Genomic DNA, 10,100 nt, shown 5'->3' with positions numbered 1-10,100 from the left:
TGTAGTTAATGGAATGAGTCCTAATCTGTGAGCCAAACCCTCGTCTGGCAATACGGAGGAATTTTCAATAATGTCTACTGTATCGATGGCAAATACTGGAACACCGTTGAGGCATACACGTCTTAATGCATTTGCATATTGTAATGGAATACCCCTAAGTTTTACTGCAATCTTTTGATTATCTTTACTAACTACATCTAAGGATGACAAATCTTGAACAAAATCTTCAAAGTCCACATAAAAATCTAGCTAGTTTTACGTATAGATAAATAGCAAATACTCATAACTATTTTAGAAATGGCAGATTATACACTGGTCCGATATTCCTTTGAAGGGGAAAAATTTGAGATAATGGTAAAGCCTGACCCTGCACTTGATTATCGCTTGGGTAAGAAAAAGGACATTTCAGCAATCTTGGTGTCTGATGAAATTTACACTGATGCAAGTAAAGGAACAAGACCTGCTGCTGAAAAATTACTACATGCTTTCAAAACTGAAGATCCCACTGAAATTGCAGAAATTATTCTCAAGAAAGGTGATCTAAATCTCACAACTGATCAAAGACGAAAAATGATTGAAGAGAAGAAAAAACAGATTGTGACATTTATTGCTAGAACATATGTGGATCCTAGGACTCATCTTCCACATCCTCCACTCAGAATTGAGCAGGCTATGAAAGATACCAGAGTTTCAATTGATCCTCACAAAACAGTAGATGAACAGGTAAAAGATATTGTTGAAAATTTGCGTTCTATCATTGCTCTAAAATCTGAAAGTCTAAAACTTGAAATTGTTGTCCCTGCGCAGTTTGCATCTCAATCATATGCTGTTCTAAAATCAGTTGGAACTCTAAACAAAGAAGAATGGCAAAATAATGGTTCACTAAAAGCAATACTTGAAATACCCGCTGCAGCAAGGCCAAATGTGATAGATAGATTAGGTTCTATAACAAAGGGCTCTGCCACAGTTGAGGTAGTTTCATAATGGATAACAAGAGAAAATACGTAATTCCTGGCGATGTAGTAACTACTGGACCATTTAGACCTGAACAAAATGTAATTTTAGACGGAAATAAGATCATTTCTACCACTATTGGGATATCTGAAATTTATGATGACTCTGTTAGAGTGATCCCATTAACTGGAAAATACATTCCTAAAATTAATGATCTAGTAATTGGAAAAGTAATTTCTCATTCTTCATTGTCTTGGGAATTGGATATCAATTCATGCTATGTTGGATTTTTACCTGCTCAGGATGTATTTGGAAGGGATTTTTCTGCTCATGCAGATGAACTAACCTCCAAACTAAAATCTGGTGACTTGGTAGCTGCCAGAATCGCCAATTTTGACAGAACCCGAGATCCATTGGTAACAATTTCTGATAGAGATTTGGGAAAAATTGATTCTGGTGACTTGGTGAAAATCTCTCCTAGCAAAGTTCCAAGACTAATTGGAAAGAGAGGCAGTATGATTCAGATGATTGAGATGGCAACTAATGCTGCTGTGACTATAGGTCAGAATGGCTGGGTTGTAGTTTCATGTGAGACGCCCGAGGGATTATTAAAGGCTAAAAAGGCAATCGAAATGATTAATGAAAAAGCACATGTTGCTAATTTAACTGATCAAGTGAAAGAAATGTTAGAAATAAAGGAAGATGAATCATAATGGGCGGAAGAGACGCAACAATGGTCCTATTGGACGAAAATGGTATTCGTTGTGATGGTCGTAAAGTAGACGAACCGCGACGAATCATGATTAGAGCCGGTGGACTAAAAAATGCTGACGGTTCTGCTTATATTGAATTTGGTGATAACAAAATCTTAGTTGGTGTATTTGGTCCAAGAGACGTACATCCAAAACACATGTCAGATACTGATACAGGAATTTTGCGAGTTAGATATCATATGGAGCCATTCTCTGTTGGTGAAAGAAAGAATCCTGCTCCATCAAGAAGAGAAATTGAAATATCCAAAGTAATCAAAGAAGCACTAGAACCTGCAGTAATGTTAGATAAATTCCCAAGAACTGCAGTTGATGTGTTTATTGAAGTATTACAAGCTGATGGTGGAACTAGATGTGCTGCACTTACAGCAGCATCTGTTGCATTAGCTGATGCAGGAATTCCAATGAGAGATATGGTTGCAGCAATTGCCGCAGGTAAAGTCGCAGATACTGTAATTCTTGATGTTAACAATGAAGAAGATCAAGCAGGACAAGCGGATATGCCAATTGGTTACATGCCAAGTCTCAAGAAAATTACATTATTGCAATTAGATGGTGTTCTAACTCCTGAAGAATACAAGAAATGTGTTGATGTTGGAGTTAAAGGCTGTGAACTTGTTTATGAATTACAAAAGAAAGCACTACATGACAAATACTTTGGAAAGGGAGATGATTAAAATTGACTTCTACTTCTGTTATTGACCAACTAAAGAGAACACAAATTCTTGAACTATTAGAACAAGGAAAAAGAGTTGATGGACGTGCATTTGATGAAGCACGTGAAATTAAAATTGAAACTAATGCAATTCCTAAAGCAAACGGTTCTGCAAGAGTTTTCCTTGGTGATACTGAAGTAATATGTGGAGTTAAAATTCAACCTGATAGACCTTTCCCAGATACTGGTGACAAAGGACTTTTCATTTGTACAGCTGAGCTTTTACCATTATCTCATCCTACTGTTGAAACTGGACCTCCGCAACCTCCTGTAATTGAATTGGCAAGAGTTGTAGATAGAGGAATTAGAGAAAGTCATATGGTGGACGTCTCTCAATTAGTAATTGAAAAAGACAAATCCGTAATTGGAGTCTTTGCAGATAATGTTGTAGTTGATTATGATGGAAATCTATTTGATGCATGCTCATATGCTACTACGGCTGCACTTCTTACATCTAAAACCCCTAAATGGAATTGGACTGATGATTCACCTGTTCTAGCTGAAGGTGAAGAAACTCCTTTACCGATTACAACAATCCCTGTATCTGTCACTATGGGCAAAATTGGAACCTATATCATAGTTGATCCAAATGGCGATGAATGGGAAAGCATGGATGCCCGTGTTACAATTACAACTGATTCTGATGGAAATATTTGTGCTCTACAAAAAGGAGGCAGCGATGGCTTTACACAGGATGAAATTAATCAATGTGGTGAAATCTCTGTCAAGGTAGGCGCAAAAATAAGAGAAAAATTAAAAGAAGCCCAAAAGGACAGTCAATAAAATGGCAAAAGCAAAAAAATCTCTTAAAGGACTAGGGGCTCGTTATGGAATTAAACTTAGAAAACAATATACAAAAATCCACCTCCAACTAAAAGAAAAAAGAACTTGTCCTGAATGTGGTTCACAAACATTTGGTAGAGATGCCGTAGGAATTTGGTCTTGCAAAAAGTGCAGCTATAAAGTAGCTGGAACCGCATATGACGTCCAACTTTAGTGCAAAAATTACCGTTGATGCAAAAGACAAGTCAAAAGCAATTTTTGATTCTGTAAATGCTGACAATGAGTTTTATCCTGAAAATCCTGTAAAAACCCAGATAACCTTTGACAAAAAAATTATCATTTCAGTAGAAACTGATCAAATCACACATCTTAGAGCAAACCTAAATTCTACACTCCGATTAATTCAGGCCAGCTATGATTCAATCGAATCGGTAAAGATATAATGAAACAAACTTTTTGATCAAACATGTCAGCAGGACAAATGCCTCCATGGCTTCAAGAACAGCTAATGAAATTACAACATTCCCAACAAAGCTTACAATCAGTAATGACTCAAAAACAACATCTAGAAATTGAAAAAGCAGAAACTGAAAAAGCTCTTGAAGAATTAAGAAAAGTTGCCGATGGTGATACCGTCTTTAAACAAGCTGGTACTGTTTTGATTAAATCAAAAAAACAAGAATTAATCGACGAATTGGAAGAACGAATCGAGATGGTAAAAACACGTTCCACTGTTCTTGAAAAACAAGAAACTCGTCTAAAAGAAACTCTAAAAGAACAAGAAACAAAAATCACTGAAATGATGAAGGGTGGCTCTTCAAATGCTCCTCCAAAATCTCCTCCGGTTGAAGATAATCCGAGAAAATAATTTTTCAGTCATTTCATATAAGATATTAACAATCTATACCGACACTATTTGTGAAATTAGAAGATCTAAGAATAATCGTAGATGAAAGAGAACGAAAAAGTGGAATTCCTGATCTTTTAAAATCAATTGGACTGAACTTGGAGATGAAAACACTTCCTATTGGAGATTACATTGTTGCCCCTGAAACTATTGTGGAGAGAAAAAGCATCCGTGACTTGATGGCATCTGTTTTTGATGGGCGACTCTTTGATCAATGTGAAAGACTAAAAGAACACTTTGAACATCCCATTGTCTTAATGGAGGGAAATGTTGATGAGATTGAAGAAATTACAGAAAACCCTTTGATATTTTATGGTGCAATATCCACGGTAGTTTTGGATTTTAAAATTCCTGTAATCCCAACACCTAGTGCAACTCATACCGCAAAATTATTGGTATCGATGTGCTCAAGGAAAGATACTCCAAAAGGGCCTTACTTGAAAAAAATCAAAAAATCTTCTGACTTGGAACGACAACAACTTTCATCTCTTTGCAGTCTCCCTGGAGTTGGAGAAAAATTTGCAGTAAGAATGCTTGAAAAATTTGGAACTCCTCTTAAAGTTTTTACTGCAACAACTGCCGAACTTGCAAAAGTTGAGGGTTTAGGGGAGGCAAGGGCCAAGAAGATAAAAAAAGTCTTAGATACTAAAAGTAAACATCTAAAAAATTCTAATCAAAAAACATTGCATGATTCATAAATATTTTCAAAAAAATGACTGAATTCAAATGTTCTGATATTGGAAAATTTTATTCAACTAATTATTTGAGCAATTTTCTTTTCAATGGAGTTCCACATGCAGGACACGCTGTTCCTCTTGAGTGATTGGTTTTACATCCTGGACAATAATGGACCCATTTCCCCACATCCGCAATCCCATTTGTCATGATTGGGAGGATTTTCAAACCTAAATTCTTAGCAACGTTTGAAATTGCAAAATCATCGCTGATTATTTGACCCTCTGTTTCAATACATAATGCAATAATTGAAATGTCTTGCTTTGATAATTGCGGAAAATCTCCTGTTTCTTTGGATGCTTGAATTGCTCTTTTAGTTGACTCTGAATCTGGCTCTCTGATTTTTAATCTGTTTGTCTCAAGTAAAGTTCCCAACGCATCATGATTTTTCTTTATGTGTTTAATCTCATCATAAACTAGTGATGTTGTAAAACAATCCTCTGATGATCTAAAAGGCACTCCTGCATAAAACGCACTAGCATCTAAAATTCTAAAATCCAAGCTTACTCATCTGTCTTAGCCCTCTTTTCTTTAATCTTAGAAAGACTGCTGGTTTTTTGTATTTTTTTATGATAATTGGTTCCTCATATCCTGCTGTTTTTACAACTTGTGCATCCATTGCAATATTACAATCATGCGAACAAGTAATTTGGATTTTTTCATCAGGGACAACCAATGATGCCAATCTATATACCGGTGCAACTGGTGTGATAATTAAAACATCTAAACTTTCATGTAAAATTGGACCTCCTAATGAAAATGAATGCCCTGTTGATCCACTAGGTGTTGCAATAATGACTCCGTCCATTTTTTGCGTTACTGTATCATCTTGAAATTTAATTTCTATACTTGCAGTTTTAGTCAAATTTGTTCTTGAAATGTAAATTTCATTTAATGCTGGAGGAAATTCTTTTCCTCCACAAGATGCAACAACTCTTGTTCTTTTATCTAAGAAGAAATTGTCTTTTAAAATCTGTTCAATTGCATCATCGATTTCTTCAATGGTGATTTCTGCCAAGATTCCTCTATTCCCTCCCACATTAATTGTTAAAATCGGTGTTTCATTTTCTAAATTCCTAAAAACTCGAAGTGTGGTCCCGTCACCTCCAAGTGTAATCACCAAATCTAGTGTTTCATTTTTTAATTCCTCTAGAGTTTCAAACTGTGTTGCATCTTCAACCTCAATTGGAGAAATTGTATACACTTTGGATTTTTTTGCTAAAAACTTTTTTGCAACATCTTTGGCGACTTTCTCTGAATCCTTGGATCCTACCTTGCTTACTATGGCCACTTTTTGTAGTTTCAATCAGTTCTTCTGAATTCTATTTACTTAAAAATGATATTTTTTGCATTTTTTGGAAAAACAAATAAGTATGAATATAGATTTCTATCCATTATGAGTTACGCACATCCTGAAGTTTTAGTTGATACCGAATGGGTATTCCAAAATCCTCCTAATGAAAATAGAAAATTAGTTGAGGTTGATTATGATCCAGTAAACGGTTATCAAAAAGGTCACATTAACGGTGCCACACTAATCTGGTGGAAACGTGACATTAATGATCCTGTTACACGAGATATAATTAGCAAAAAAGAATTTGAAGCATTAATGTCAAAAAATGGAATTACTGCAGATACTGAAGTAATTCTTTATGGTGACTTTAACAACTGGTTTGCCGCATTTGTTTTCTGGGTTTTTAAAATCTACGGACATGAAAATTTAAAAATTATGAATGGTGGAAGAAAAAAATGGGAATTAGAAAATAAAGATTACACTACTGGTGAACCTCAAATAACTGCAACAAAATATGTTGCACAACCTCCTGATGAAGGATTACGTGCATATCTATTTGATGTTAGTCGTGCATTAGGAAAAGAAGACACTGTTATGGTGGATGTAAGATCTCCTGCAGAATTCACAGGTCAAATCACTGCTCCTCCAGAATATCCTATGGAGCATGCACAAAGAGGTGGACATATTCCTCATGCAAACAATATTCCCTGGGCTACTGCAGTAAATGATGCTGATGGTACATTCAAAACAGTTGAGGAATTAAGACAAAATTATGAACCAAAAGGTGTCACTCCTGACAAAGATGTAATTTGTTACTGTAGAATTGGAGAGCGTTCTTCACACAGTTGGTTTGTACTGAAATACCTTCTTGGTTATCCAAAGGTCCGAAACTATGATGGTTCTTGGACTGAATGGGGAAACATGATAGGAAATCCTGTGGAAAAATAAATTGCTTCTAGACCTTCCTGTTCTAAAGAAAGGTACTTTTTATTTTATCAAAGACGGAGAATCTGACATTGTTATGGAAGACAAAACAAAACGAGGTCTTGAAATTAAAGAAACATCTGTTGATGAAAAAATTAACGTAAAAGCTGACAAAGGCATGATCCATGATATGGATGGAATTGGGCATCGGGTGCCAATAAGATGGTATTTTCCAAAGACATCTTATGATCTCTCACAAGTAGTGGTGCATGCAGAAGATATGGAAAAAAAGTACACCGAACTGCGAGAACTCACATGCCCTGACGATGACGACTGATAACCTTTTTAAATAAAATCACTTCACAAGAGACAGATGTCGCTACTTCTAAAAGATCGAGTATGGTCAATGGAAGCCCCCACTGCAAAACGTGGTGTATATCCATTACATGGATTCAAACTTGGACTATACAGATTACCAATTAAACTTGAAGAAGTCGCTGAGATAAAATCAGTTCATGATGGTCTCAAAAAAGCATTTGAAATGGACATGTATGCTGATAGAATTTTTGCGACATATCGTTGGAAAGAGCAAAACATGGATGATCCTGATGCAAAAGGATACGAGGAAGTTGACTTGTCAGTTACAGTTGAAATTGTCACTGGAGAAGTTGTAGATATAATTTATCAAATTTTCCCAATTGAAAAGTTTGGTGACCCAAACTGGGTTAAAGACTATAGAAAGAAAGCAGATCATTTTGCAAAAATGGTTATTGATACTATTTTACGAAATACTATCTTAGCTGATAAGATGATTTCTTATTTTGCTAAAACTGAAAAAATATCTGAAATTGCCGCTATTCAAAAATTAGAAGATCTGACACCTCTTGCAAAAATTGTCCTTGGTGCAAAACCAAAACCTGTTGAGACAAAAGAAGATGATGATGCTGAAGAAGATGACAGCTCTATTGAAATTCCAGATGGTGCAAAGCCTGGACCAATCGATGTTGATTATAAATCAAAAATGAAACCTTCAGCTGCATATGATGCTCCAGAACACACAATCAAAACTTGGGGTAGACGTGGTACAAATAATGGTATCATGGGAGTTTGGGGAGAATTTGTTTCAGTAGATTATGACATTTGTATTGCAGATGGTGGATGTATAGAAGCATGCCCTGTAGGTGTCTACGAATGGTTTGACACTCCTGGAAATCCTGCATCTGAAAAGAAACCATTAATGTCAAAAGAACCAGATTGTATTTTTTGTCTTGCATGTGAAGGTGTTTGTCCTCCACAAGCAATTAAGATCTTTGAGCAAAAATAGTTTGAATTCTTTACAAGTATAAATAGCGATTAATGATTCTCTGAAATTAGGGACATGGCATTAAACCCTTTTACCACATTTGTATTTGATCTCTTTATTTTTTCAGCTATTATTATCACTGCATATACTGTTAATTTCTACTATCTTGCATTCCTTTCAAGAAAACGAAAAGAAGTTCCCGCAACTATTGATTGGGGAACTCCTTCAGTGACAATTCAATTGCCCATATACAATGAAAAGTATGTTGCAAAGAGACTAGTAGATTCTGTTTGTAACTTGGATTATCCTCAAGACAAAATGAGAATTATGGTCTGTGATGACTCTGATGATGATACTGTTGAATTACTTCGAGATGTGGTTGATGATTACAAAAGACAAGGGTTTCAAATTGAACATGTAAGGCGCGGAACAAGAAAGGGGTACAAAGCAGGTGCATTAAAACATGCAATGAAAACAACCGATACTGAACTTGTTGCAATATTTGACGCTGATTTTATTCCTCCCACTTGGTTTCTTAAAAGAGCCATTCCTCACTTTTCTAAATCCAACATAGGATTGGTTCAGTGTAGATGGGGACATGTAAATGAAAACTATTCTACCATCACACAAGTACAAGCATTGAGTCTTGATTTTCATTTTCTTGTCGAACAAAAAGCAAAAAGTAATTCTCATCTTTTTATGAATTTCAATGGAACTGCTGGAATCTGGAGACGCAGATGTATTGAAAATGCTGGAGGATGGCATACTGCTACTCTTGTAGAAGATCTTGACTTGAGTTATAGGGCACAAATGAAAGGCTGGAAATGTGTGTTTTTGCCTGATATTGTAGTTGATGCAGAACTTCCTGCTCAAATGAATGCTGCAAAAAGACAACAGTTTCGCTGGGCAAAAGGCTCTATCCAATGTGCCGTAAAATTACTTACTGACGTTGCTCTAAAACGTAAAGTTGCAATTGAAGCAAAAATTCAAGCATTCATACAACTAACACGACATATTGTTTATCCTTTAATGCTGATCCAATTTTTGGCATTGCCTATTTTGTTAGCTGGCCAAATCAATCTTTATGTGGTAAGTTTTCTTCCTGCATTAACTATTGCAACATATCTTGCAATGGGTCCTGGTGCATATATTGTGATTATCCAAGGCATGTATGATAAATCCTGGAAATCAAAAGCAAAATTGCTTCCAGCATTGCTTGTCTACAATGCAGGAATGTCTGTAAACAATACAGTTGCAGTTTTTGATGCAGTACTTGGCAAGAAAAATGAGTTCCTTAGAACTCCAAAATATGGTATTGTAACTAAAGATGATGACTGGAAAAACAAGGCATACAATTTACCTTTTACACAGACTACTCTTTTAGAAATCTTTTTTGGTGTTTACGGAATAATGGGAATTTTTATTTCGATATTTTCAAACAATCCGGTATTTGTTCCAATCATTCTTTTACAAACACTTGGATTTTTCTATATTGCTTACATGAGTCTGTCTCATACTAGATTTAAAAGAAACAAATCTGTAAATGATAAACCTCTTACAAATAAGGAAAAAAGAGCAAACACTGTTTATCGACTAGCTATGATTGGAATCCTTGGAATAATTGTTTTTGGTGCCTATATGGCAATTTCTGGTTACGCCACTGACATTTACCCCTTGGATAGAATTAGAGGAAATCTTGATGGTGTTATGGCTTC

Annotated in this window: 14 protein-coding genes and 1 pseudogene; 12 read left to right on the top strand and 3 right to left on the bottom strand. The window is 35.6% G+C overall.

Annotated elements, in window-relative coordinates; translation table 11 throughout:
• A pseudogene (locus OEW78_RS08590) lies at positions 1 to 237 on the bottom strand (DNA-directed RNA polymerase subunit alpha); the annotation flags it as partial.
• A gap of 60 nt (positions 238 to 297) precedes the next feature.
• Here OEW78_RS08590 and OEW78_RS08585 point away from each other — a divergent pair.
• The 8 genes from OEW78_RS08585 to OEW78_RS08550 are packed head-to-tail and all read left to right on the top strand — an operon-like array spanning position 298 to position 4,827.
• Entirely contained in the window at positions 298 to 984 is a 687-nt protein-coding gene (locus tag OEW78_RS08585; protein WP_300326896.1) for a ribosome assembly factor SBDS, read from the top strand.
• The gene (rrp4, locus tag OEW78_RS08580) at positions 984 to 1,667 is read left to right on the top strand and encodes an exosome complex RNA-binding protein Rrp4 (RefSeq protein ID WP_300326895.1); all 684 of its coding nucleotides are present in this window, start codon (positions 984 to 986) and stop codon (positions 1,665 to 1,667) included. The genes OEW78_RS08585 and rrp4 overlap by 1 nt, the downstream gene beginning before the upstream one ends.
• Positions 1,667 to 2,401 carry an exosome complex exonuclease Rrp41 gene (gene rrp41, locus OEW78_RS08575; protein ID WP_300326894.1) on the top strand — a complete coding sequence of 245 codons (735 nt, stop codon included), beginning with the start codon at positions 1,667 to 1,669 and terminating at the stop codon, positions 2,399 to 2,401. The genes rrp4 and rrp41 overlap by 1 nt, the downstream gene beginning before the upstream one ends.
• Positions 2,402 to 2,403: 2 nt before the next feature.
• Entirely contained in the window at positions 2,404 to 3,222 is an 819-nt protein-coding gene (gene rrp42 / locus OEW78_RS08570; protein ID WP_300326893.1) for an exosome complex protein Rrp42, read from the top strand.
• Position 3,223: 1 nt separating this feature from the next.
• Positions 3,224 to 3,436, top strand: a complete 213-nt coding sequence (locus OEW78_RS08565; protein ID WP_300326892.1) for a 50S ribosomal protein L37 — start codon at positions 3,224 to 3,226, stop codon at positions 3,434 to 3,436.
• Complete coding sequence (locus OEW78_RS08560) at positions 3,420 to 3,665, top strand: KEOPS complex subunit Pcc1 (protein ID WP_300326891.1); 246 nt, start codon at positions 3,420 to 3,422, stop codon at positions 3,663 to 3,665. Before OEW78_RS08565 ends, OEW78_RS08560 begins: the two co-directional genes overlap by 17 nt.
• A gap of 23 nt (positions 3,666 to 3,688) precedes the next feature.
• Positions 3,689 to 4,090 carry a prefoldin subunit beta gene (locus OEW78_RS08555; protein ID WP_300326890.1) on the top strand — a complete coding sequence of 134 codons (402 nt, stop codon included), beginning with the start codon at positions 3,689 to 3,691 and terminating at the stop codon, positions 4,088 to 4,090.
• A gap of 50 nt (positions 4,091 to 4,140) precedes the next feature.
• Positions 4,141 to 4,827 carry an ERCC4 domain-containing protein gene (locus OEW78_RS08550; protein WP_300326889.1) on the top strand — a complete coding sequence of 229 codons (687 nt, stop codon included), beginning with the start codon at positions 4,141 to 4,143 and terminating at the stop codon, positions 4,825 to 4,827.
• 61 nt (positions 4,828 to 4,888) lie between these two features.
• On the opposite strand, the gene OEW78_RS08545 is transcribed toward OEW78_RS08550, so the two are convergent.
• Entirely contained in the window at positions 4,889 to 5,365 is a 477-nt protein-coding gene (locus OEW78_RS08545) for a PIN domain-containing protein (protein WP_300326888.1), read from the bottom strand.
• Positions 5,355 to 6,170, bottom strand: a complete 816-nt coding sequence (locus tag OEW78_RS08540) for an NAD(+)/NADH kinase (RefSeq protein WP_300326887.1) — start codon at positions 6,168 to 6,170, stop codon at positions 5,355 to 5,357. Before OEW78_RS08540 ends, OEW78_RS08545 begins: the two co-directional genes overlap by 11 nt.
• Before the next feature lie 90 nt (positions 6,171 to 6,260).
• Here OEW78_RS08540 and OEW78_RS08535 point away from each other — a divergent pair, with 90 nt between their 5' ends.
• The 4 genes from OEW78_RS08535 to OEW78_RS08520 all read left to right on the top strand — a co-directional run.
• Entirely contained in the window at positions 6,261 to 7,106 is an 846-nt protein-coding gene (locus OEW78_RS08535) for a sulfurtransferase (RefSeq protein WP_300326886.1), read from the top strand.
• A 1-nt stretch (position 7,107) separates the two neighbouring features.
• Entirely contained in the window at positions 7,108 to 7,419 is a 312-nt protein-coding gene (locus tag OEW78_RS08530) for a hypothetical protein (RefSeq protein ID WP_300326885.1), read from the top strand.
• A 36-nt stretch (positions 7,420 to 7,455) separates the two neighbouring features.
• Positions 7,456 to 8,406 carry a 4Fe-4S binding protein gene (locus tag OEW78_RS08525; RefSeq protein WP_300326884.1) on the top strand — a complete coding sequence of 317 codons (951 nt, stop codon included), beginning with the start codon at positions 7,456 to 7,458 and terminating at the stop codon, positions 8,404 to 8,406.
• A 54-nt stretch (positions 8,407 to 8,460) separates the two neighbouring features.
• A partial coding sequence (locus OEW78_RS08520; RefSeq protein ID WP_300326883.1) for a cellulose synthase family protein occupies positions 8,461 to 10,100 on the top strand: 1,640 nt, incomplete at its 3' end.

Source organism: Candidatus Nitrosopumilus sp. (genome assembly GCF_029882185.1).
In the GTDB taxonomy this organism is placed as follows: domain Archaea; phylum Thermoproteota; class Nitrososphaeria; order Nitrososphaerales; family Nitrosopumilaceae; genus Nitrosopumilus.
This window is presented reverse-complemented; position numbering and strand designations above follow the sequence as displayed.